General features: G+C 65.8%; 24 protein-coding genes. 2 read left to right on the top strand and 22 right to left on the bottom strand.

Translation table 11 applies throughout. The annotated features are described in order from the left end of the window. Positions 1-10: 10 nt before the first annotated feature. The 22 genes from CMV14_RS18165 to CMV14_RS18060 all read right to left on the bottom strand — a co-directional run bounded on the left by CMV14_RS18165 (position 11) and on the right by CMV14_RS18060 (position 18,705). On the bottom strand, positions 11-1,435 hold the full coding sequence (locus CMV14_RS18165; protein WP_021246290.1) for a conjugal transfer protein TraH: 1,425 nt from the start codon (positions 1,433-1,435) through the stop codon (positions 11-13). 45 nt (positions 1,436-1,480) lie between these two features. Next, positions 1,481-2,065: a hypothetical protein gene (locus CMV14_RS18160; protein ID WP_021246291.1), complete on the bottom strand. Its 585-nt coding sequence runs from the start codon at positions 2,063-2,065 to the stop codon at positions 1,481-1,483. Continuing rightward, positions 2,062-2,934 carry a conjugal transfer protein TraF gene (locus CMV14_RS18155; RefSeq protein ID WP_021246292.1) on the bottom strand — a complete coding sequence of 291 codons (873 nt, stop codon included), beginning with the start codon at positions 2,932-2,934 and terminating at the stop codon, positions 2,062-2,064. Before CMV14_RS18155 ends, CMV14_RS18160 begins: the two co-directional genes overlap by 4 nt. Beyond that, positions 2,931-3,542, bottom strand: coding sequence for a S26 family signal peptidase (locus tag CMV14_RS18150; RefSeq protein ID WP_021246293.1), 612 nt, complete (start codon positions 3,540-3,542; stop codon positions 2,931-2,933). Before CMV14_RS18150 ends, CMV14_RS18155 begins: the two co-directional genes overlap by 4 nt. Beyond that, positions 3,514-4,395: a type-F conjugative transfer system pilin assembly protein TrbC gene (locus CMV14_RS18145; protein ID WP_021246294.1), complete on the bottom strand. Its 882-nt coding sequence runs from the start codon at positions 4,393-4,395 to the stop codon at positions 3,514-3,516. Before CMV14_RS18145 ends, CMV14_RS18150 begins: the two co-directional genes overlap by 29 nt. Then, positions 4,367-5,485, bottom strand: a complete 1,119-nt coding sequence (traN, locus tag CMV14_RS18140) for a conjugal transfer protein TraN (RefSeq protein WP_021246295.1) — start codon at positions 5,483-5,485, stop codon at positions 4,367-4,369. Before traN ends, CMV14_RS18145 begins: the two co-directional genes overlap by 29 nt. Continuing rightward, the gene (locus tag CMV14_RS18135) at positions 5,482-7,425 is read right to left on the bottom strand and encodes a hypothetical protein (protein ID WP_013846831.1); all 1,944 of its coding nucleotides are present in this window, start codon (positions 7,423-7,425) and stop codon (positions 5,482-5,484) included. The genes traN and CMV14_RS18135 overlap by 4 nt, the downstream gene beginning before the upstream one ends. A gap of 319 nt (positions 7,426-7,744) precedes the next feature. Next, positions 7,745-8,761: a TraU family protein gene (locus tag CMV14_RS18130; protein WP_021246296.1), complete on the bottom strand. Its 1,017-nt coding sequence runs from the start codon at positions 8,759-8,761 to the stop codon at positions 7,745-7,747. Next, entirely contained in the window at positions 8,758-9,423 is a 666-nt protein-coding gene (locus tag CMV14_RS18125) for a conjugal transfer protein TraW (RefSeq protein WP_021246297.1), read from the bottom strand. The genes CMV14_RS18130 and CMV14_RS18125 overlap by 4 nt, the downstream gene beginning before the upstream one ends. Continuing rightward, positions 9,413-9,649 carry a hypothetical protein gene (locus tag CMV14_RS18120; protein ID WP_021246298.1) on the bottom strand — a complete coding sequence of 79 codons (237 nt, stop codon included), beginning with the start codon at positions 9,647-9,649 and terminating at the stop codon, positions 9,413-9,415. The genes CMV14_RS18125 and CMV14_RS18120 overlap by 11 nt, the downstream gene beginning before the upstream one ends. Then, positions 9,646-10,155 (bottom strand): hypothetical protein, encoded by a 510-nt coding sequence (locus CMV14_RS18115; RefSeq protein WP_037484338.1) that lies wholly within the window; start codon positions 10,153-10,155, stop codon positions 9,646-9,648. The genes CMV14_RS18120 and CMV14_RS18115 overlap by 4 nt, the downstream gene beginning before the upstream one ends. Next, positions 10,152-10,565 carry a hypothetical protein gene (locus tag CMV14_RS18110; RefSeq protein WP_021246300.1) on the bottom strand — a complete coding sequence of 138 codons (414 nt, stop codon included), beginning with the start codon at positions 10,563-10,565 and terminating at the stop codon, positions 10,152-10,154. Before CMV14_RS18110 ends, CMV14_RS18115 begins: the two co-directional genes overlap by 4 nt. Beyond that, positions 10,562-10,888 carry a hypothetical protein gene (locus CMV14_RS18105; protein ID WP_013846825.1) on the bottom strand — a complete coding sequence of 109 codons (327 nt, stop codon included), beginning with the start codon at positions 10,886-10,888 and terminating at the stop codon, positions 10,562-10,564. The genes CMV14_RS18110 and CMV14_RS18105 overlap by 4 nt, the downstream gene beginning before the upstream one ends. Beyond that, positions 10,885-13,401, bottom strand: a complete 2,517-nt coding sequence (locus CMV14_RS18100) for a TraC family protein (RefSeq protein ID WP_066962653.1) — start codon at positions 13,399-13,401, stop codon at positions 10,885-10,887. Before CMV14_RS18100 ends, CMV14_RS18105 begins: the two co-directional genes overlap by 4 nt. After that, positions 13,398-13,985 (bottom strand): TraV family lipoprotein, encoded by a 588-nt coding sequence (locus CMV14_RS18095; RefSeq protein ID WP_031291881.1) that lies wholly within the window; start codon positions 13,983-13,985, stop codon positions 13,398-13,400. Before CMV14_RS18095 ends, CMV14_RS18100 begins: the two co-directional genes overlap by 4 nt. Positions 13,986-14,020: 35 nt before the next feature. Next, the gene (locus CMV14_RS18090; RefSeq protein WP_021246304.1) at positions 14,021-15,334 is read right to left on the bottom strand and encodes a TraB/VirB10 family protein; all 1,314 of its coding nucleotides are present in this window, start codon (positions 15,332-15,334) and stop codon (positions 14,021-14,023) included. Continuing rightward, the gene (locus tag CMV14_RS18085; protein WP_021246305.1) at positions 15,331-16,098 is read right to left on the bottom strand and encodes a type-F conjugative transfer system secretin TraK; all 768 of its coding nucleotides are present in this window, start codon (positions 16,096-16,098) and stop codon (positions 15,331-15,333) included. The genes CMV14_RS18090 and CMV14_RS18085 overlap by 4 nt, the downstream gene beginning before the upstream one ends. Further along, positions 16,082-16,720: a TraE/TraK family type IV conjugative transfer system protein gene (locus tag CMV14_RS18080; RefSeq protein ID WP_021246306.1), complete on the bottom strand. Its 639-nt coding sequence runs from the start codon at positions 16,718-16,720 to the stop codon at positions 16,082-16,084. Before CMV14_RS18080 ends, CMV14_RS18085 begins: the two co-directional genes overlap by 17 nt. Positions 16,721-16,728: 8 nt before the next feature. Beyond that, complete coding sequence (locus CMV14_RS18075) at positions 16,729-16,995, bottom strand: type IV conjugative transfer system protein TraL (protein WP_013846819.1); 267 nt, start codon at positions 16,993-16,995, stop codon at positions 16,729-16,731. A 136-nt stretch (positions 16,996-17,131) separates the two neighbouring features. Beyond that, positions 17,132-17,449, bottom strand: a complete 318-nt coding sequence (locus CMV14_RS18070) for a hypothetical protein (RefSeq protein WP_013846818.1) — start codon at positions 17,447-17,449, stop codon at positions 17,132-17,134. A gap of 181 nt (positions 17,450-17,630) precedes the next feature. After that, positions 17,631-18,413 carry a DsbC family protein gene (locus tag CMV14_RS18065; protein WP_021246307.1) on the bottom strand — a complete coding sequence of 261 codons (783 nt, stop codon included), beginning with the start codon at positions 18,411-18,413 and terminating at the stop codon, positions 17,631-17,633. Further along, positions 18,400-18,705 (bottom strand): DEAD/DEAH box helicase family protein, encoded by a 306-nt coding sequence (locus tag CMV14_RS18060; RefSeq protein ID WP_037484342.1) that lies wholly within the window; start codon positions 18,703-18,705, stop codon positions 18,400-18,402. Before CMV14_RS18060 ends, CMV14_RS18065 begins: the two co-directional genes overlap by 14 nt. A 449-nt stretch (positions 18,706-19,154) precedes the next feature. On the opposite strand from CMV14_RS18060, the gene CMV14_RS18055 reads away from it, so the two are divergent. Together CMV14_RS18055 and CMV14_RS18050 are read left to right on the top strand one after the other, a co-directional pair. Then, positions 19,155-19,544, top strand: a complete 390-nt coding sequence (locus tag CMV14_RS18055) for a helix-turn-helix domain-containing protein (protein WP_021246309.1) — start codon at positions 19,155-19,157, stop codon at positions 19,542-19,544. 73 nt (positions 19,545-19,617) lie between these two features. Further along, positions 19,618-20,286: a MobA/MobL family protein gene (locus tag CMV14_RS18050; RefSeq protein WP_021690788.1), complete on the top strand. Its 669-nt coding sequence runs from the start codon at positions 19,618-19,620 to the stop codon at positions 20,284-20,286. The last annotated feature ends 456 nt before the right edge of the window (positions 20,287-20,742 follow it).

Here is a 20,742-nt window from a genome sequence, read left to right as displayed (position 1 = left end):
CGGCCCTCCGTCAGCGGTTGCGGTTGGCGGCGGCGCCGGCGGCGTCGCGCGCATCACGGTCGCGCTGGCGCACGACCCCGGCATAGTTGGCCGAGAGGTTCGCCTGGTTGAGGGCGGCCATGTAGGACTGGCGCATCTGCGCGCGCTGGCGCAGCACCTCGTCGCGTAGCCCGCTCAATTGCTCAATGCCCTTGGCGAGGATGCGGGTCTGGCAGATCCGGGCGCTGCCGGCATCGGCCGCGCCGGCGGCGGTCACGCCACGTTCGGCATTGGACACGGCAAAATCTATGCTACGCGTGAGGTCGTTGAGCATCTGGTATGCGAGCGTCAACGCGACCAGTTCGTCGGTATCGCCGATCACGCTCTCGACCAGCCCCTGGCGCACGCCCCATTCCAGAAGACGATAGACGGGGAGGGTGCGCACATTGGCGACGAACTGGCGTTCCTCCGCCGTCAGCGCGGCGCGCGTGCGGATCTTGATCGCGATCGACTCCATCCGGCCGCGCGCGAGCACCAGCGCGCCCTTGCCGCTGCCGTCGGTCGAGCAGTCGGCCGAGGTCGGCGGCACCGCGATCGCGCGGGTCTGGACCTTGCCGGTCAGGAAATCATCGACGCTCTCGGTGTCCTGCCGCGCGCAGGCGGGGATAGCCGTGAACAGCGGTACCTTGTCCGCCGGGTCCCAGCGCATATAGACGTCGCCGACGCGGGCGCGCATGACGCCGGCCCAGTCGGACGCGCCGACACGCGCGGCGGCATGGGCGAGGAGCGAGCCGGTCTTGAAGATGTCGGTGACCTCGGCCGGGCAGTTTTCCAGCGCGTCGCGCAGATCCTCGGTCGGATTGCCCTGGTTCGCCTGAATCTTTTCGCGGCTCTGCTGATAGCTCTTGGAGAAGCCCTCGCGGACGCTCTTGTAGCCGGTCATCTCTTCGATGATGCCCGACATATTGTCGTCGCCCCGGGCGATCTGGACCATGCGGTTGGCGAGCCGGCAATCGTTGACCTGGATCGAGTTGAGGAAGTTGGTCGCCGCCTCCATCTTCGAGATGATGTTGCCCATTTTTTCATCGAGGGTTTCCAGCAGGTACTGGAAAGCGACCGCCGGGGCGGCCTGAAGGATGCTTTCGAGCTTCTGGACGAGATAGTCGGGATCGAGGAACGACATGCCGCCCAAAAACATGTCGATTCCCCCGCAGCCCGCGCGGACCTTGGGCAGCGTGACCGACATGAGATAGTCGTTATGGACATCGATCCGGCCCGACATGCCGCCCGCGGTGATATAGCCGCGGGTCTGGTCCTCGAACGAGCCGGGGCTGGTATAGGTCACATTGTCGAACCAGCTTTCGGCCCAGCTTTGCGCACAAGCCGGTGTGGCGAAGGCAACGCAAGCCAGCAGGGGCAAGGCGAGCAGGGTCAGGCGGCGGCGCGGGTTTGCCATGGCGGGCAGCTTTCGTTTGCGCGGGCAAGGGTCTGGCTCCCCATGTCAGTTCCTTGCTCGGTTGGAGGATGGAGGCGTGGGCGCGGCCACGATTCCGGTGAACTTCGCCATGCCGCGCACGCCGACAGCGGGCTTCACCCCGGTCAGCATCTTGGCGGCGAGGTAGAGATTGCGCGCGAGGTTGGGCGCGTGATCGGTGCCGATCGCGACGGGAATGATGCGATTGGAATCGGCGACAGGGCGGACCCAGGCGACCGGATGCCCGACCCATGGCAGACCGAGGCGCCCGGAGCGCAGCATCGCTTCCTGGCTGCCGATCGTGCGGACCTTCCAGCCATAGCGTTGCCCCAATGTGCCGAGCCGCGCCCAGAGATCGGCGCAGGGGATGCAGCCGGGCGCCGTGCTCATCTCGACGATGAACGCGGGGGCCTGGCCTTTCATGGTTTCGGCGAAGTCGGGCGGCCAGTCGCGCGTCACCGGAACGCGGGCGAGCCATTGGCGCATCTTCGCGTCGGTGGCGACCGGGTGGATCGCCGCGCGCATCGCCTGTTCGTGCGTCGGCGCCTGCGCGTGCGCGGATCCATTGGCCATGAGCATCGCCGTAAGCAGGATGGGGGCAAAGCGGATCATGGCCGGGGTCCCATCCGAACGTCCACCAGATCGCCGCCCAGGACGCGCGGATCGGTGGCGGAGACCGGGCCGTTGGCGAGCGCGTCGAAGAACCCGTCTTCCTCGCCCGCGCCGGTCAGGAACTGTTCGGGCCGGATATCGCCCGCGAGCAGCCGGACCGCCTGGTAGGCCATCTGGATGAGGTTGGGATAGGCCTCGACCCCGCTGGCGATCACCATGCGCTGCTGGCTGCCCCGCCGGATCACCATCGTCGTGGGCGTGACCTCGACCCCGAAGCGCTGCGCGAGTTCCGGCTTGCGGTCGATGTCCTGAAGTGTGACCTGCCAGCCCATCTCGTCCTGGAAGCGCTGGACGATCGGCCACTGGACGCGGCAGTAGCCGCAGGTCGAACGCGAGAACATGACCAGCGCGAATTCATTGGCGCGGCTACGCAGATACTGGCGGCGGACCTGATCCTTCTGAGCGGAGAGTTGGTCACGCGCCTCGCCGACCATCGGATTGGCGGACTTGGCGTTGAGTTCGGGATTTTGCAGCATGGCGATCTGCGTGACACCGGCGAAGGCTCGGGCCTTGCGCCGGGCGAAGTCCTGCAGACGCCAGAAATCCGCGACCGCATCGACGGTGAGCACGGTCGCCGCGTAGTCGCGCTGTTCCTCGATCAGCTTCCTGATCTTCGGCGGCGTCCAGGTGGCCAGTTCGACCATCGGCGGGATCACCGGCTTTTTGAGAGCGTCGGGATCGGCATCCTCTTCCGTGGGTTTGGGCGGCGCCTGATACCACCAGTAGCCGGTGCGTTGCTCGCCGGTCTGCGCATGGACAGGCAGGATCGGCAGGAGCACCGCCACGATGAGGAGGGCGAGGCGGATCACAGCAGCTTCTCCATGCGCTTCAGCCGCTCGATCTCGACCGGGCCGTAGTAGCGGCTGTCGAACCCGCTGGCGTGCGACGAGCCGACATAGATCATGCCCGGCGGGATCGTTCCGATCATCGGACGCCAATGGTCGAGCTTCTGCCCATTGTGCCCATAAGGCTTGCTGATCCCGAGCAGCTTGCCGTTGCAATAGTACCAGCCATCCCATTCGCCGGGATGTATGGGGCCAGATGCAGACGACGGCTTCTCGATCCAGTCGATGCGGTCGCCCGGCAGGCACAGCGCCATCTTGGTAACATCGACCGGCTTGGGACCGGCGAGCGGATGCGACAGGGTAAACGATACGAAATCGCCGCGATGGATCGGCCCCGGCGCCTTGCGGACGAGCCAGGCGTCGATCGACGGGCTCATCACGATCGTCGCCTGGGGAATGGCCCACCACGTCAGCAGGCCCACCGGCAGGACGATGCCGAACGCCTTCCACAACTGTTCGGGTCGGGGTGGCTGGCCGAGCCCCGAACTGCCGAGCGCGACCGCGGCCTTGAGCGGCAGCAGCTTCAGTTCGGCCCAGCCGGATCTAGCGGCCCTGAAGGCGAGTCTGAGCATCGCGCACCTCCTGCTTGCCGCCGAGGCGGGCATATTCTTCGAGCAATCCTGAAAGTGCGGCGTCGCCGTAGATGACATGCGCGGCGCGCGGGGCATCATCCTCGCGCTCGCAATAGGGCAGCGCCGGATCGCCGGGCACCATGGCGAGTGCGGGGACGCGGGTGACGCCGTGCTGGCGGAAAATGAGCGGATCGACGATCAACTGCACGTCGCGCATCGCGCAGGCCGGGCCTTCGCATCCCGGATCATGGCGCAGGATTTCCGCGGAGAGTTTCGCCATCGGCGCGACCTTCGTGAGCCCGCCGGGCATCCCGCGAAAGGCCAGCACGCCGCCGACCCGTTCGAGCTGCCCGGCATAGATGCGCAATGTCGTCACCGGCATCGAGGACGAGACGAACAGCACCGGCACCCAGCCTTTGGTTTCGGGAGGCGTGGTGATGCCGGCTACGGCCTGCATGTCGGGCGCATCGAGACCGAGCGCCTGGCCGAGCCGTCTGGCCATGGCGTCGTGCTCGGCGGCCATGGCCTCCTTGCCGTTGTCGAGCGCGGTTCGCGCCCGCGCATCCATCGCCGGCGACGGAGCGCGCTTGCGCAGCCCCTCGAAAGCGCGGCGGCGGGTCTCGTCCGATGGCGTCGGCAGCGCGGTCGGACCGCGCATTTCCGCTTCGGCCTTGCGCGCGGCGGTGGCGCGTTCGAGCCGGTCCATCGCCGTGTCGCCTTGCTCTTGCGCGCGCTCCCTCGCGCTTACCGGCGGAGCGGTGTCCTGCGCTGGCGCGGAGGTGGAGAGGAAAGCGATACCGGCCAGCGCGAGCGAGACGCGCGCGTTATTGGCCGATGACCTGCATATAGGCATCGATCTTGTCCTTCATGTCGATCTGGATGTCGGCCTGGGCGCGGGCCTCGATTTCGGAATAATATTCGGAGAGGTCCATCTTGCTGAAATCCAGCGCCTGGAATTCCTCGGGGGTGAATCCGCGGCAATAGGGGTTCTTCGGCGTGCCCCAGCCAAGGCCGTTGAAGCTCTTGAGCTGCGGGCGACCCTGTTCCTGGATGATGCGGCCAAGCTTGGTGTTGAAGCAGCAGTGGCCCTTGGATTTCTGCACGCAGATGCCGAGGATCTTCGAGGAGCAATACGTCCCGACCTCGTGGCACATGCCCGACCCGCGCAGCATGCCCACTTCCATGTCCTGCTGGTCACAGCCGGACAGGAGGAAATCCATCATGAAATTGATCGCGAGACTGATGGCGATCGAGGTCGGATCGATCCCGGCGATGATCGCGTTCGCGCCGGAGCTCGCGGCCTGGCCGGCGGTCGCGCCCGCCTTGAACGCGCCATAGGCGGCCTTCATGCCGGTGAAGACGCCTTTCGCCACCGCGATCTTAGTGCCGATCGACGAGATGGACGAGCCCATCCCGTCCTTGACGATCTTGCCTTTGTCCTTGCAGCAGTTCGAGAAGGTGGTCTTGAGACCCGCTGGGCGGCAGCGCACCGCGCGTCCCGCGAATATCTCGATATTGCCGAGGCAATGCCCTTCGGCATCGACTTCGCCATCGGCAGGCGCGCCGGGATCGTCGACGATGGGATCGTCCTCAATTCCGGTGCCGTCGCTGCCGGTGCAGGCATTGGGCGAGCACATCGGCGTGCCGCCGCCGACCGGCGTCAGGCATGAGTGCTGGCTGCCGAGCGGGCAGCTATACGCGCCCTCGGCATCGGCCACGCACATCACTTGCTGGATCGGGCAGAGCCATTCTTCATCCGCCATGATCGTGCAGTTCGCGACCTCGCCAGGATCACCGGCATCGCCGTTGCCATCGAGATCGACCGCGCAGACCGGGAGCGTTTGCGCTTGCGCTGGCGTGACATGCCCCGCGAGCAGCAAGCCGTACAGGCCGAGCGCAAGCAGCTGTGCGCGCTTCCGCCAGGGAAGGAGGCGCCCGATCATCGGACTTCCCCCGTGCAGACCATGTCGGCCCCACCGAGGCGGACGGTCTGCATCATGACGACGGCTTCGGGAAAATCGTCGAGGCAGCCGCAGGCCGAGACGATTTCCTCGCCCGGACCCACAGGGCAGACATCGCCGCCGCCTGCCGCCGTGCAGGCATGGTAGAAGGTGTCCCACCCGACAGGCGCATTCTGTTTCGTGCCGACCACTCCGTCGAGGGTAGCCGCCGTATTGCGCGCGGGCGCGCGGGTCTTGCAGACCGGCTCGCAGGCCGGAACCGAGCCGCGATCGGGCAGCGCGAAGGGCCGTGACGCGGTGGCATAACCCCCGTCCGAGGTCCTCGTCCGGTCGGCCAGCATGGTCTCGGTCGAATGGTCGATGATATAGGCGCCGCGGCTCAGATCAGGTTCCGGCATCGATCCGGTATCGACGGTACAACGATAACGGCGCTGACGCTCGAACCATGGCCGCGCGAGACGGAGCGAGCAGGCGCCGCTCTCGAACAGGCGTGCCTGGGGGAGGGGTGTAAGGCCGGTGCCGACGCCGTTGCGGAACGTCTCGACGCCATCGACGCTTTCGTCATGAAGCGCGCAATTGACGTCGCCGGCATAGCCCGCGCACAGGTCGACGATCCGCTCGGTCGGGTTGCAACTGAGGTCGAGCATTGCATCGAACTGCGCGAAGGCCTCTCCTTCACCGCCGACCGCGATGCGCATGGAAATGACATGCTCGCCGCGGGTCAGCCACGGCTTGAGGTCGAGATTGGGATAGGCATGCCAGGTCCGTTTCCGCTCGCACTTGCCGGGCGGCAGGCCGGTCCCGGTCCAGTTCGCCGGATTGGACAGCACGAGCTCGCCGTCGATGCGAAGCTGGAGCCAGTCGTCGAAGAAATAGTGCGAGAGCCGGAACTGCGCGAGGCGATCGGGATCATCGATCCGCAGCCGCATGGAAAACTCGAAGATGCGGCAGCTCCCGCCTCGCAGGCTGTCGTCGCGCGGCGAGCCCATCTGCAATGTGAGCTGATCGGGTGCGGGCGCATAGATCGCATAGGCGCCGCCGAGATGCGCGATCACATCGTCCGCCTTGACGGCGTTCAACGACACCTCCCGCGTGATCGTGCAGGACCGGATCTGCTCGGCCTTGCCGACGCCGGCGGGCGAGCCCTTGAGCGCCTGGAAGATGCTGTTCGATGCGGCGACGCTCGCGGCATCGCCCTGGATCGTGGCGGGACTGGCGCGATAGGCCGTCTGCGGGAGCGCGGGGTTGGGCGAGCAGGCCGTGCTTTGGGCGCCAGTGTAACGGATGGCCGGGCCGTCGATCACCGCCTGCGCGACGCCGACGCGCGGATCGGCCGTGGTGAGCGCGCCGATGACGCCGCCGCCCAGGTCTTTCAGCACCGAGGCCATATTGCCCCAGACGAGGTTGCTGCCGCAGCTGTTGTTGATGCAGTAGCAACCGGCGAGATCGGTCAGGTCGACTTGCGCGAGCTTGAGATCGCCGCCTGACGCAACATCCCATTTGAAGCTCTTGCACTGGTTCCAGGTGCCCGGCTGACAGGAGACGACGCCATTGGCGCAAATGCCCGATACCGGCACCGGCAGGGTCAATGTCTGGTCGACCGTGCCGTCGAGATCCTTGTCGCGCGATATCCGCAGCGTGCCGATATCGCCGGTCGCCGCCGGCTGCGCGATCAGTTCGAGCAGCGTCGCCGTCTTCTGGCACGCTATATTGGGGTTGAACGTCCGGCTGTTGTCGACTGTCGAGATCGGTTGTCCGGCAAGCCCCGGCGTCAGATAATTCTGCTGGATCGCATCGCTGTCCGAGGTCTTCGCGCGGGATGCTTCGGCGGCGGCGCGGGCGCGGTCCTCGACCGTCTGGGCCGAGAGCGGCGCCGGCGCCAGAGCGCTGGCCGCGAGGAGGAGGATGCCGCGCTTCACCATGGCGTCCTCGCGCGGGTGGTTCGCGAGCCATGGGCGAAGCGCAGCACGTCTCCCGCCCGGAACGCGCTGGATCCGGGCGAGAGTATCCTGAAGACGGCCTGTCCCTCAAAAATGGTCAGCGCGGCCGCCACCGGAGATACGGCGGGAGGGGGCATTGCCGGCCCCGGCGGGGGGCTTTCGGCCGCGCTGACCGAGGGGGGAGCGGCGGTTGAAAGGCACACCGCCGCTCCTTCCGCGCGCCCGCTCACGGTGGGGAGCGTTCCGTGACGAGCGGGGCAGCTACCCGCGCGAGACGCACGGTTTGGGGGAAGCGATCTGCTCATGGCGTGGAAATCCCCGCGCAGCAGATCGCCTTCTCGAACAACATGAATTGGGCATTGTCCTTGCCCGGCGCGTGCTTGCCCGATGTCCAGAGCGCGCCGGGACGGCCGATGTTGACGCACTTGCCGCCCTTGACCGGCTCCATGATCTGCATCTTGTAGCGGCTCTTGGTCCAGATCGGCTGCGGCTTGAACGAGCAGCCGTCCGCCGAGTGGATCGTGAGAGCGCCCAGCCTGCCCATCATGAACGTCGAGCGCGCGGCGAGACCCGCCCAGGCCTCGACGCTGTCCCCGAAATGGATGTCGCCGGCGACCGGATAGGTCGCGCCCCAGGAGCCCATGCACCAGAACAGGGGATCGATGACCTTGCCAGCAGCTGCGGCGGCGCTGTCGGCCATACAGGCGAGGCCGGCCGCCGGATTGCCGAACAGGATGCCTTCGGGCTGGATGATAGCGCCCAATGTGCCCGACTGCCAGGTCGGCAGCACCTCGGTGATCATCGCGACGTCGAAGCCATCATCCTCGATGCACGGCAGGTCCGTGAACATGTCGAGCATCTTCCAGACCGGCGAGATGTAATAATGCGCCTGCGCGAACATCTTGCGGGTGTTGGTGCCGTCCGAGATCGACGACTGGCTGCCCTGCAATTTCCCACCGGTCGGCATGAGATCGACACCGAGCGCCATCATGCAGCCCGGCTCGGTCACGACATCAACCATGCGATTGGGTGACCAGAACGAAACCTTGACCCCTAACCAGAAGGTCGCACCCTTGCGGCAGGCGCAGAGCGGTTTGGAGGCCGACTGGGCGTCCAGTTCCTTGTCGAGCTTATCGTAGGAGCCCACCCGCACGCCCCCGATCGTGATCGGGAAGATGCAGTTCCAGCGCACCTTGGTGATCGGATTGAACACGGTGCCCGCCTCGCATTTGGAGGCATGCGCAGGCGTGGCGGGCGCGACGAGCGCCAGAGCGAGGGCCGCCGCGCCGGTGCGCAGCATCGAGATGAGCCGACTCATGGGATGGCCTTTCGTACGGGAGCGCGATCGACGCGCACCTCTGTCAGCTCCAGCTTCTGGCCGACCTGCCGGACGATCACGGGCGCGACGGTGAGGCCCAACCGCTCCTTCACGCGCTCCTCGAGAATGAAGAGGGCACGGCCGTGCTTCTCGCCAAGCGAGAGCGCATCGTCCTTTGCGTCCCCACCGCCGGTGAGGATGATCCAGTCGGTGAGCGCGGCGGTCTTCAGCGCCCAGCCCAGATCGCGGGGATGCACGACCACCAGCTTCTGCGGCAGCGACACATAGGTCAGCGGGTTGAAGGTGAAGCCCGCAGGATAGAGCAGCTTGCCGTCCGGCAGCCGGATTTCCTGATCGAGCGTGTAGAACGGCACAACGCTGCGAACCTGGTTCTGGCGCGCGACACCGAGCGTCGCGCCTTTCAATGCGCTCCAGCCCGAACGCGGCCCGAACTTTTCGGCCATATTGGGCGGCTGCTTTGCGGCACGCGCCTCGATCTCGGCCATCGCGTCGGGCTCGGCGATCGGCCATGTACGACCAATGGTCGATGTCTCGGCGTGGGCCACCCCCGCGACGATCAGCGCGCCGGCCAGACACCCGGCGATGAGCGCGGACTGGATGGCGAGGACATGCCAGCCTTGGGGGACACGTCTATCGACCACGGCGGCGCTCCCTCCAGGGAACGGCAGGCGTACGACTCTCGCCGCAGACCGCGCAGATGAACGCGGTGACGCCCAGGAACAGCGTGAGCCAGATCAGCGCCTGGCTGCCGCCGAGGTCGGGGGCCGACCAGAGCACCAGCGAAGACTGGAGGATCAACAGCAGATGGGTGCCGACCAGCAGGCGAATGGATGACGGACAAGGCGCGCCGGAGAAGATGCCGTTCATCGGCCCCACCTTTCGGCATGTCGGGCGAGGGCATTTGCCATCCTCGACGCGCGGTGCAGGAACCAAAGTCCTCCCCGCACAAGCGCGATCGGCGTCAGGACAAGAATGGCCGCCCGCATGAACAGGGGCATTTCCGGGACGAGCAGGAACAGGCCGACGATGATCGAGGCCGCCGCCGCTTCGAGGCCCACGATCTGCCGAAAGCGCAGAGCCGCGATCCTCTCGTCCCGACCGGACGTATATTCCATGGCAAGCGCGGAACGGGTCATGATCAGGAGCACGGCTTCATTCGAGCGATGCAGGCGTTCGACGTAGGCTTCCTGCGTCTCGCCCGGCAGGCGCGGGGCCATCCCTGGACGGATCAAAAGATTCTCCGGCCGTTTTCCGGGACGAGGAGGGATTTCGTCGATCCCGCCGTCGATCTGTCGGGCAAGCCAACGGATCATGTCGCCGATCAGCGGCCGGATCGACGACGGGTCGGGCGAGCCGGAGAAGCTGCCGTTCATGCCCATCTCCGTGCCCTCCGCGTGACCAGCCAATTCGGGATGCTGTCGATGATGCGGGCGATGCCGATCGCCAGCGCGGCGCCGGCAATTCCGGCACAGGCGATCAGCCCGGCCATGAGCGGCACTGGCAGCACGCTGTCCGCGGCCCCGCACAAGCCAAGAGCGGCATAGGCCAGGGCGGTGATGACCGGCCCGGTGAAGGTTAGCAGGAGAGCGTGCCGCCGCCAGCGCTGGCGCTCGCTTTCTAGGATGGTCCATTGCGCATCGCGAACGGACGCGAGGAACCGGACCCGGTCGCCCAGTTCCCACTGGCAGCGGACCAGGTAGTCGTGAAGGGATTCGTCCGGCCTGCGCACGACGAGGGTCAGGCGCTCATTGCCGCCACTGGGCGGGAGTATGTCCAGCATCATCTTTTCCTCCTGAGTTTTGCGAGCAAGCGGCCCGCGGCCCCGGTCAGGCCGATGAGGATGAGCCCGGTCAGGAAACAGCCGCCGCCAACGATCGCCGCGCCGCGAAGAACGATGCCAGCGGGCTGTTCGAGCACCAGCCCGGCCGCGAGCACGAGCGATGCGATCATCACGGATTCGATGACCACCAGGCGGAAGCGCCAGCGCAATGCGTCGGCTTCCGCCCGTGCGGCGACGCGCGCCTCGATGATCCGCTCGATATCCTCATCCGGGCTCTCCACGAGCCGGAGCGGCAACTGGTCGGGGGAGGGGGAGCGCCGCGTCATGACAGCGCGCTCCGCTTCAGCGGCGCTGCGTCATCGAAGGACGTGCCGATTATCCCGGCGGGATCGACGCCGGCGAGATCGCACACCGCTTCGAGCGGCGAGCGTCCGGCGCGGACCAGCGCCTCGAACGCGGCCACGTCTTCGGGCGCGGAGGTGTTGATCCAGTAGCTGAACGGATCGACGACGAGCCGGGCGATGCCGAGGCCAAGCGGGCTGTCGATGAAGACTTCCGAATAGTTCGGTTTGTTGTTGCGGACCGATTTCAGGAGGTCGAGGACGAAACCCGAATAGTCGAGGATCTTGTTTTCGACCGCCTTGTCATAGGTCGATCCCTGCAGGAGGAAGCGCGTCGCGGCATTTTCCAGGATCACCTGTCCCGTGCCGCCGAACAGCAGCAGATCGTTCATGCTCTGGAGAATGATGCCGAAGCTGCCGCGATATTTTCGGGCGCGGCGATAGCCCTGGCTGATCGCCTCGGCGAGGCGCGACAGGTCCTGGCCCTCTTCGCGGGTCATGAACTGCGCGGCTTCATCGCACAGCACGAAGCGGGGGCGATCACGGGCGGACAGGTAGAGTTCCTGCGTTACCGCGTTGATCACCACCATGACGACCACGTTGAACAGGTCAGGCATGGCCTTCAGGCGCTCGAGTTCGAGCACCACGAATTCATCGTTCGAGATGTCGAACGTGCTGGGACCGTTGAAATAATGGCCGTAGGCTCCGTCCGACCCGAAATCACGCAGGTTGAAGGCCAATTCGCGCGCCGTGGGCACGAGGTGGTCGACCCGGTCGAGATCGGAGACGGTGTTGGCCGGATAGGAGCCGAGCCATTCGCGCACCGCATCGATCCCGGCTTCCGCGCGGCCGCTCTCGATCGCCCATTGCACGGCGGACTTGAGCAGGTTCCATTCGGACGTGGTGACGCCCTTGCGCGTCCCGGCGTTGGCCATCTCCGCGACGATCGACACCGCCATCGAGATCGCGGACTCTCGATCGTCGCCGTCGAGAGCGAGCCCCAGGTCGAACGGATTGAGGACGAGATGCTCTTCGCCCAGATCGATGTAACGGCCCGAGCAGAGCGTGCAGAGCTTCTTGTAGCTGCCGCCGATGTCGATGATGCGGATGAGCGCGTTCTGCGCGAAATACTGCTGGCACAGGTTATTGAGCAGGAAGCTCTTGCCCGCGCCCGATTCCGCCGAGACGATGAAGTTGTAGTTGTTGATACGCGGATCGAAGAGGTCGAGCGTGATGAGCTGCCCCTTGCGGCCCGTGTAGAGCAGCGCCGGCCGCCCGCCGCCCCGGAAATCGGTTTGGATCGGCGACATCAGCACGCCCGCGCGCACCGGCACGCGGAAATCGCGCTGCAGCATACCGATCGTGCGTCGCTCGGGGTACAGGCCGAAGGGCAGGCTCGCGGCCAGCAGGATCGGGTTGAGGTAGGATTCCTCCTGGACCATCCACGGCAGCGGTTCGCTCTCCCACAGCCGCTTGGCGCGCGCCGCCATCTCGCGGGCCTGATGGCGGTCGCGGCCGAACACCCACTTGGTGGGGATTACCGAGACGAACCGGGTGTTTCCGGCCTCGTCCAGGATCCACCCGATCTCTTCGATCTGCTTGCCGACCTCGACCGCGAAGGACCCCGCCGCCTTCTGCGCCGAGAGAATCTGCGCGCGCTTGTGGATCTCGAAGGCCGAGTGATCGAAGAGGACATTGAGCGTATAGAGGAACGGCCCGCCGATCTGGTCGCTGTCCTCGGACGACCCGCGCATGCCGCCGGTGAGACGATTGGCACGTTCGGCGGTGATCCGCCGCGGCGGCGACTTGGGCGTCAGACAGCGCGCCACCTGGTTGCCCAGATATACTTCCGGCCCGTCGAAGCGGAGCGCCGGCCCGGCATCGATGATCTGGCGGCGCAGCGGCACGTCGGCGGTCTGGGTGAAGACGCCGGGCGCGGGCGCATGAACGCCGTTGAAAATGCGCCGGTAGAGCGAGATGATCTCGCTCGGCGCCATCGGGCGGATGCCGAGCTTGGCGAGCTGCTCCTCGATCTGGCGGCGCAGGTCGCTGTCCATCGGCGCGCGCGTCTTGACCGACAGGAATGCGCGGAAATCGCGGATCGGGATGCCATGCAGGGCCTTCAAGCCCATGGTGCCGGCGCGCAGATAGTCGAAGGTGCGCCGGGCCGAGGCCTGGATGAGCGGATCGGGCCGTGTCTTGAGGTCGAGAAAGGCGTCGAGCGCATCGTCGATCAGCGGGTCGGCGAAACTCTGGAGCTGGAGGATCGTGCCTTCGGGAAAATTGACGTTGAGCAGCCCCAGCAGCGCCTCATGGACATGGGCGAACATGTAGGGGGAGGGGATCAGCTCCCAGCTATAGCCCCAGCCATCGTCGATGGTGAGGAAGGCCTGTTCTTCCTCGACCCAGGCGGCGAGCGGAAGAAAATCGGAATAGCTGTCGCGCTCGACGCTGCGGCGCAGCCGCGCCAGCGTCATGCCCGATTGATAGCTGGTCATGGCCGGGCCCCCGCATCATTCTGGCCATCGTCGGGGCGGTCCCTGACCTGTTCGAGCACGTTCGCGCGGGACGCGGGCGAAACCGGGGCGACAAGATAGTCGCCGACCACCCATTGCGGGCGCTCGACCAGCGAATAGACATAGCGCGGCATGTAGAGCCGGTCGGGCCGCTGGCGGTCGGCATAGGGCAGGATCAGCGTCCGGACCGAACGCGGGGGCTTGAGCATCGGCGTGACCGGCTGCTCGATCAGCCCCTGGAGCTCGCGATAGACGCTATCGCGATAACCGGCGAAGGCGCCCGACGTTGTTCCAGTGGAACCGCGCGCGGCCTTGCCGTCCCTGAGCAACTTCCTGTCCCTGGTGACCGCCGGATCGGACTTCGACGCGACGCCCGCAACGGCATCGGCATAGGCCTTCTCAGGGTGGATGCACTGGCCGTGATCGTCGTTCTTGCAACTGAACTTCTCGCTATAGGGCGACATGATCGAGCCCATCGTCGCGCAGCCGCTCAGCATGAAGGCGGCGCAGACCGGAAGAAGCGGGGAGAGGGCGCGCGATCGGCGCGCGGGCGATAGAGGCCGCATGGGCGATACTCCCTGTTGGATGAGGAGCCGGCGCATCAGAACTTGCTTCCGGCGGTCGGCTTGATATCGAGGGTGACGCCCTCCTGGATCACAACCACGACGTCCTTCGCCGCGCCGACCTCAACGATCGGCCCCGCCTGGCGCGCGAGATCGAGATAGAAATCGGTGAGCTTCTCGGACGATCGCGACAGGCCGCCGGCGATGCCGGCCTTGGCGGCGTCGCCCGCATCGAGCGTGCGCACCGAACCCAGCGCCGAGGTCGAGACGTCGCCGACCGTATTCTGGACCGTATCGGCGACCCCGGTGATGGTCCCGGCGATGAACGCGCGGGCAAGGGCCGCGCCGGCGCGGGTGACGACCTTGCCGGAGAGGCCCTTCTTGCCGTCGGCGTCGACGAAGAAGCCCTTGATGGGCTGGTCGACCACCGAGCGTTCGTCGAAATCGACGCAAGAGAGGCTGACCAACTGGACTTCGACCCGTTCCTTCGCGAGGCTGCCGGTGGCGTTGCCGATGACGAAGCAGCCGGCGAGGTTGGCTTTGACGTCATTGGGCAGGACGGCGGGGGCTTGCACCCGCGCGATCAACGGTTCGGGATTGTTGGTCGCATCCCGGCTCGCCAGCGCATCGATCCCGGTCAGCAGCCGCGCCTTCATGAAACCAGGTGGCAAATAGATGGTCCGCGTCTTTTTTTTAGCGGCCTGTGCCCCATCGGCGGCCGCGACCGGACTGGTCGCGGCGCCGATCGCGCCCACGGTCTTCTCGACCGGCGGGGCCGGAGGCGCTGGCGGCGCGGCGGGCGGCGCGGGCGGCTTCGCGACGGAAGGATCGATGTCACCGGTCGCGGGCGGTTCGGGAAAGTCGGGAACCGAGCCGGGGATCGCCGGAGGAAGATCGCCGTCCAGCGCATGGGGCGGCGTGCCGGAACCGGGCGCGACCTTGCCTTCCTCGATGGCGGAGACGCGATCGCCGAGCAATTGCTGTCCATCAAGAATCTTCTGCAGGTCGCCGCGCAGCTTGACCTCTAGGCTGTCGCCGCGAAGCCCCGCGCCCATGTCGAGCTTCGAACTGGGCGATGGCGCGGCCTGCTCGGTCTTGTCGCCGCTGGCCGTGTAGAGGCCGAGCCCCAGCACGCCGATCGCACCGGCAACGCCAAGCTGCCTCAAACGCAGCTGCTGGCGTGCGGTCAGCGTTTGCCACCGCGTCTTGAGATCGAGCAGCGCGGGGCCGCGCGTATTCTCGCCAGGACGAGGGCGGTCCGCCTCATAGCCGTCGAGGTCGAGTTCCTCCGCGCGATCGGCAGGACCGCGCCCGCGGGGCCCGCGACCGCCGCGAGAGTCCCCGCCGCTCATTGCCCGGCTCCCCGGCGAACGACGATCAGCCGCGCGGCTTCCCCGGCCTCGATATTGCCCCGGTCGAGGGTGATCGCGAAGATGTTGGCGCCGAGCGCGCCGTCGAGAAAACCGCGTTCGTCGAGCTGCGCGCCGCCGGCGGCAGAGACCAGATATTCCGATGCCGAGAGGCCGGACCCGTCGATTTCGATGCGGCGTCGTTCCTCCAGCGTGGCGCCCGGCAGCGTCGCGAGCCGGATCGGCCCGGATCGGGGCGCAACGCTGGTGAAGCTCGCCGGGATCCGGTCCTGGAGCATCGAGAGCGTGATCGAGACTGCACGCTCTTCTTCGACCAGGGGTCCTAGCAGTTCCTCATTGGCGCGGGCGCGCTGGGGAGCGCCGGGCTGGAGCATCACCGTCTGCGCCGGAATATCCGACGGCTCGGCATAGAGCGCATAGACCGCGCCGTTGCAGGTGATGAAGAACTCAGACGGCACGGTGACGAAGCTGCGCGTCACCATCCCGGCGTCGTCGATCTCGCGAACGAGGAACTTGATCCAGGCGTCGGAACCGGCGCGCTCCACGGCGATCGCCTTTTCGGCGCTGAACCTGACGTCCTCGATTTCTCCGCCCGAACAGATGACATGGTTGATGTCGCGGTTTGACAGGCGGATCGTGCTGGTCTGGTCGGGCAGAACCATGATGGATTGCGCGGCGGCCGGAGCGGCAAGCGACAGGGCGAGCAGCATCAGGCTCGGCCGCGCGGACTTAGCGAGGCTGGACATCGAAATTTTCCTCATTGAGGGCGGTCAGCCAGAAGCGGCCATTGTCGATCACGTAACGGATCCGAAGATTGCCCCGGAACTTGCGGATCACCCCGCCGATCACCCGGACCTTCTCGACCGGCACGAGAATCTCGGTCCGGGTCCAGGTGACGGGCTGGTCGGGGCGGATATAGGTCGCGATCGAGAGCGTCGGATTATTGGCCAGTTCGTCGAGCAGCCGGTTGAGGCTGTCGCGCAGGCTGTTGTAGGTCGAGGGGTGCGTGATGCTCAGCAGTTCCTGGAACTGCCGATCCGCGGAGTAGGCGGAGTAGGTGCCCGAGAGCGACACGACATTGCGCGTGATCGAGCGCAGATAGGCCTCGGACGGCTCGCCGCCCGTGACATAGAGGTCGCCGCCCGCGCCGTAGGGGACGATGATCGTCCGGGTGTTCTGGTTGGAGGTGTAGATCACCGTGCCCAGCACCGCCGTGATCCCGAACAGGCCGATGACGGCGAGCTTCAACAGCCGGTTCTCCTCGAACAGGTTGCTCGCCCCTTGCAGGTAGCGGTGGATGCCATAGCTGCCCGGCTTGCCGATCAGCGGATCGCGTGGGGGTGTGCCGGGGGATTTGCGTCCGAACATGGCCCGCCTCATTCGTAGAACCGAGTCTGGGTCGGACCCGGATAGTTGGACCAGCGGACCAGGCCCCAGCGCCAGGCCATGTGCGGGATGAAGCCGCGCGGCTTGGTGCGGAGCCAGGGAACGAAAAGGAGAAGACCCGCGACGAGCGCCCAACCGAGCATCCCGCCCACGATCACGGCGACGAAGATCACCGTGATCACGAGCACGAACTCGTCCGATCCGAACCACAGGATCTGGACGGGTTTGTGCAGATATTGGGGTAGCCGCTCGTCCACGAGCCTTCTCCTCCTTGCGTCGTGACCTCCCTGCGAAGCTGGTTGAACTTCGGGGGTTGTCCCGCCAGTGCGCCTCATGCGCCCTGGCCCGTTGAGGTCCGCCGACCGCGCCCAGGCGCGGCGGCGGACCAATCCGTCAGATGACCATTCCGAATGTCTGGAGGATCGAGTCCGCCTTGATCAGGCAGACGGCCGCCACGATGGTCGGGATGCCGATCATGATGTTCGAGAAGAGCCTGCTCACGCCGAACAGGAAGGCCGCGACGCCGCCGACGAAGCCGAGCGGGCCTTTGACCCCTTGATTGACCACGATATCGTAGATGTCGTAGCCGAGGTCGCCGGCCGCCGGCGCCGAGAAGGCGTGAGCCCCACCGGCCCCGAGCAGCGCGAGCAGGGTTACGGGAATGCCGACATTGGCGATTGAGGCGGATTGTCTGCCGAGTGTTTTCAACATGCACTTGCTCCAGGGAAGATGGGCCGCTCCGGGGACTGCTTGCCGGCATCGATGAGGATCGCTGTCGGCCGACGGCGAGGCTGGACGGCCCGGTTCGGGTCCCGCCGCCGGCATTGGGATTTGCGCGGCAGCGGCAGAGCCGATGCACCGCGCGTTCGCGATGTGAGGAGCCGGAAGGCGATCAGCGGCCGGCATTGGCGAGCGCCTTCTTACCGTCGAGGAACGCCTCGATCTCGGCCTGCCGGAAACCGGAAATCATCTGTCCGTCCGCGATCAGGGTCGGCGTGCCGGTGATGCCGGTCTTGCCGACGATTCCGGCATGCGCCTCGACCCTGGCCTTGCCTTCCGCGCATGTGCGCAAAGGCGTGGGCGCGGTTCCGGCGTAGATCGCCTTGAACGCCGCTTCCTTGTCCGGGGAGCAAAGGACATGCTCGGCCTTGGCGGCGGCCTCGGCGTGGATGCCGGAGACGAAGAAGATCAGGCGCCGCACCGGCTTGCCTTCGGCCGCTTTCGCCGCCCAGAAGCGGTCGAGCGCCCGGCAGTAGGGACAGTCGGGATCGGTGAACTCAATCACCGTGGGCGCGCCCGCCGGACCGATGGCGAGGGCCATGCCGGTGTCGATCCCGGCGAGTTTCTTCGCTGAAGCGGCGTTCTGCGCCAGCGCGGTGAGGTTCTGGCCGTTGCGGTCGTAGATTTCCGCGAACAACAGATGTTCGCTGTCAGGCGCATAGTAGATGATGCGGCCGCCCGCCGTCGCCTGATAGATCGGGCCCTTGACGGGCGCCGGCCCGAAATCCTCGAATTGCAGATTGACGAAGGTCTGCCGCAACTCGCTTTCGGCATCGCGCGCGGCGGCGGTAAGCGGATCGGCGGCTTGCGCGAACGCTGCGCCTTGAGCAGCGAGCAACAAGGGGAGGACGAGGGCTGCCGCACCAAACAGGCGGGTGGGCTTATGGATGTGCATGCGATCTCTCCTGAAGAGTGCTGGCAGGGCGGGAGAGCAGGCGCGCATCGACATGCGTGCCCGACCCCACCGGGATGTGCTCGGCAGTGACGGGTGCGGGCATCGACTCCATCCGGTTCGTCACGGCGGCGCGCAGAACGAACCCATCGACCGTCGCCACCACGATGCGCGGCTGCTCGGCCACCGGCGCTATAACTGTCTGTCGGCCATGTCCGCCGGGTCCGGCACAGGCTGTCGTCGTGACGATCAGTGTGCCCAGGGCAGCCGTCATCGCTTTGGCAATCGGCATCATGCACGACTCCATGTTGGCGCCCCGCGCCATGGTTGATGAATACTTAATGGTCCGAAGTATCAGGTCCGATTCGACTTGAACCCTCGCAACACGATCTGAGTGATTTGAAACGAAGAGGATTGCAACAGGCCCCGGCAGTGGGGTGCCTGAAATGGCGATATTAGCCGTAAATATGCGAACTTAGCCTTATAAATTCGCTTTCGGGATCACATGGACTGATCTGGTGCCGGTTCGGCAATAAAGTTCCTGAATGATCCGATTTGGAGGAAAATGGAAATTAACTGCTCATTGTGCGTCGAAACATAAATATGGTCGCGCATCCGCTATAAATGGGCAGAGATATTCCTCTAAAATCATCGGCATCTATTCTTGATGCTGGTTACTCCACGATCCTACCTTTGCCGGATTACCCACAGAGCCCGACGGGCCGAACCGGGGAGGAAGGACATATGGCATCCGATGGAAAATTCGCCGACGTCGACCTGTCGATCTTCAAGGAACTCAAGAAGCTCTCCGGCGAGAAGATCAGGCAGGCGCGAAAGGCGCTCGGTTTGACGCAGCTGGAGGTCGCCACCGAAATGGGCGGAAGCCTGCGCTGGTATCGCGCGATCGAGTCCGGCGATCCGGGGATTAGGCTGGAGGATCATCTGATCGCACTGCTCCGGCTCGGTGCATCGACCGCGCATATCGCGCTGCCTGTCCTCTATGCGGGCCAACGCATGCGGTTCCCGCGGCAACTGATCCACGGTGACCTGGCCAGCATCGAACGCACATGCATTGAGGCGATCTCGGATGCGGTGATCGCCGGGCTGAAACAGGACCTCTCACCCGAATGGTAGCGGGACGGCGGGAAGGACCAGTCATGAAAATTGACGGTCCGGTTCGGGCGTGACGCTGGGACAGGCGGAAAAGATGGCGATCTTTCATTTCCATGTGAATATCATCAGCCGCGGCGCCGGACGCAGTATCGTCGCGGCCGCGGCATGGCAAAACAGCTGCCGCCTGTACGATGAGCGCTACGGCCGGTTTTCCAATTTCGTGAACAAGCGGGCGGTTGCCTGGTCTGCGCTGATACTGCCGTCCGGGGGCCCCGCGCAGTGGGAGGATCGCGAGTGTTTCTGGAACGCGCTCGAAGCCGCCGAAATCCGCAAGGATGCGCAGCTTGGCCGTCAGTTCGACGTGGCGCTGCCCGATGAACTGGACCTGCCGGCGTCGATCGCGGTTCTGCAGCGTTTCGCCAGCGAGATATTTTGCATCGCGGGTTTTGCCGCCGACCTGACACTGATCGAAATGGGCGATACGCCCAGAGGCAAGCGCCACCATGGCTATGTGCTGATACCGACCCGTCCGATTGTCGACGGCATGTTCGGCCGGAAACCGCGCGAATGGAACAGCCGCGTGAAGCTGCTCGAAATCCGCGCGGCCTGGGCGATGATGCTGAACGATAAGTTCGCGGCGCTCGGCTATGATGTCCGCGTCGATCATCGGTCCAACGAAGAACGCGGCATCGACGCTCCGCCGGTTAAGCATATCGGCATGGCCCGCAAGCGTATCGCGGCGCGCGCCCGGCAAACATCCTGACAATAGTCCGTGGCCGGCGCCTCACCGGCGGTGCGGTCCATCATGACGACGGCGAGGGCGGTTGCGGCGGGCGTGTAGAGGAGAAAATAACCGACTGCACATGCGGCGACGGCAGCGGCAGGGATTGCCGTCGCCATGACCGCTGCCGCCACGGCGAAAACGGCTAGAAGCTGAACGGCCGCTGCGACAAGAAGTATCCGCCGCCGACCGAGCCTGTTGGCCAGCCACCCGGTGAGCATTGCGGAGGCCATGCCGGCGAGCGGACCGGTCATGTTGACGATGACGCCGAGACGATCGAGGCTCCACCCCCTCCTGTCAATCAGCGCGCCCGCGATCGCGCGCGGCAGGCCGCCATGCGTCCCGATCATTTGTCCCATTCTTCGAGGCCATCAACAACGGCGAGTGGAACGCTGCGAGTCTCTTCCAAGGCGCGACAACGCCAATAGGCTGACAGGC

Source organism: Rhizorhabdus dicambivorans (assembly GCF_002355275.1).
Taxonomy (GTDB): domain Bacteria; phylum Pseudomonadota; class Alphaproteobacteria; order Sphingomonadales; family Sphingomonadaceae; genus Rhizorhabdus; species Rhizorhabdus dicambivorans.
This window is presented reverse-complemented; position numbering and strand designations above follow the sequence as displayed.

Bases quoted from the DNA above. Each gene is read 5' to 3' on its own strand.
- CMV14_RS18165 (WP_021246290.1), bottom strand. From the start codon at position 1,435: ATGGCAAACCCGCGCCGCCGCCTGACCCTGCTCGCCTTGCCCCTGCTG.
- CMV14_RS18160 (WP_021246291.1), bottom strand. From the start codon at position 2,065: ATGATCCGCTTTGCCCCCATCCTGCTTACGGCGATGCTCATGGCCAAT.
- CMV14_RS18150 (WP_021246293.1), bottom strand. From the start codon at position 3,542: ATGCTCAGACTCGCCTTCAGGGCCGCTAGATCCGGCTGGGCCGAACTG.
- CMV14_RS18145 (WP_021246294.1), bottom strand. From the start codon at position 4,395: ATGCCTATATGCAGGTCATCGGCCAATAACGCGCGCGTCTCGCTCGCG.
- traN (WP_021246295.1), bottom strand. From the start codon at position 5,485: ATGATCGGGCGCCTCCTTCCCTGGCGGAAGCGCGCACAGCTGCTTGCG.
- CMV14_RS18135 (WP_013846831.1), bottom strand. From the start codon at position 7,425: ATGGTGAAGCGCGGCATCCTCCTCCTCGCGGCCAGCGCTCTGGCGCCG.
- CMV14_RS18130 (WP_021246296.1), bottom strand. From the start codon at position 8,761: ATGAGTCGGCTCATCTCGATGCTGCGCACCGGCGCGGCGGCCCTCGCT.
- CMV14_RS18120 (WP_021246298.1), bottom strand. From the start codon at position 9,649: ATGAACGGCATCTTCTCCGGCGCGCCTTGTCCGTCATCCATTCGCCTG.
- CMV14_RS18115 (WP_037484338.1), bottom strand. From the start codon at position 10,155: ATGAACGGCAGCTTCTCCGGCTCGCCCGACCCGTCGTCGATCCGGCCG.
- CMV14_RS18110 (WP_021246300.1), bottom strand. From the start codon at position 10,565: ATGATGCTGGACATACTCCCGCCCAGTGGCGGCAATGAGCGCCTGACC.
- CMV14_RS18105 (WP_013846825.1), bottom strand. From the start codon at position 10,888: ATGACGCGGCGCTCCCCCTCCCCCGACCAGTTGCCGCTCCGGCTCGTG.
- CMV14_RS18100 (WP_066962653.1), bottom strand. From the start codon at position 13,401: ATGACCAGCTATCAATCGGGCATGACGCTGGCGCGGCTGCGCCGCAGC.
- CMV14_RS18095 (WP_031291881.1), bottom strand. From the start codon at position 13,985: ATGCGGCCTCTATCGCCCGCGCGCCGATCGCGCGCCCTCTCCCCGCTT.
- CMV14_RS18090 (WP_021246304.1), bottom strand. From the start codon at position 15,334: ATGAGCGGCGGGGACTCTCGCGGCGGTCGCGGGCCCCGCGGGCGCGGT.
- CMV14_RS18085 (WP_021246305.1), bottom strand. From the start codon at position 16,098: ATGTCCAGCCTCGCTAAGTCCGCGCGGCCGAGCCTGATGCTGCTCGCC.
- CMV14_RS18080 (WP_021246306.1), bottom strand. From the start codon at position 16,720: ATGTTCGGACGCAAATCCCCCGGCACACCCCCACGCGATCCGCTGATC.
- CMV14_RS18070 (WP_013846818.1), bottom strand. From the start codon at position 17,449: ATGTTGAAAACACTCGGCAGACAATCCGCCTCAATCGCCAATGTCGGC.
- CMV14_RS18065 (WP_021246307.1), bottom strand. From the start codon at position 18,413: ATGCACATCCATAAGCCCACCCGCCTGTTTGGTGCGGCAGCCCTCGTC.
- CMV14_RS18060 (WP_037484342.1), bottom strand. From the start codon at position 18,705: ATGATGCCGATTGCCAAAGCGATGACGGCTGCCCTGGGCACACTGATC.
- CMV14_RS18055 (WP_021246309.1), top strand. From the start codon at position 19,155: ATGGCATCCGATGGAAAATTCGCCGACGTCGACCTGTCGATCTTCAAG.
- CMV14_RS18050 (WP_021690788.1), top strand. From the start codon at position 19,618: ATGGCGATCTTTCATTTCCATGTGAATATCATCAGCCGCGGCGCCGGA.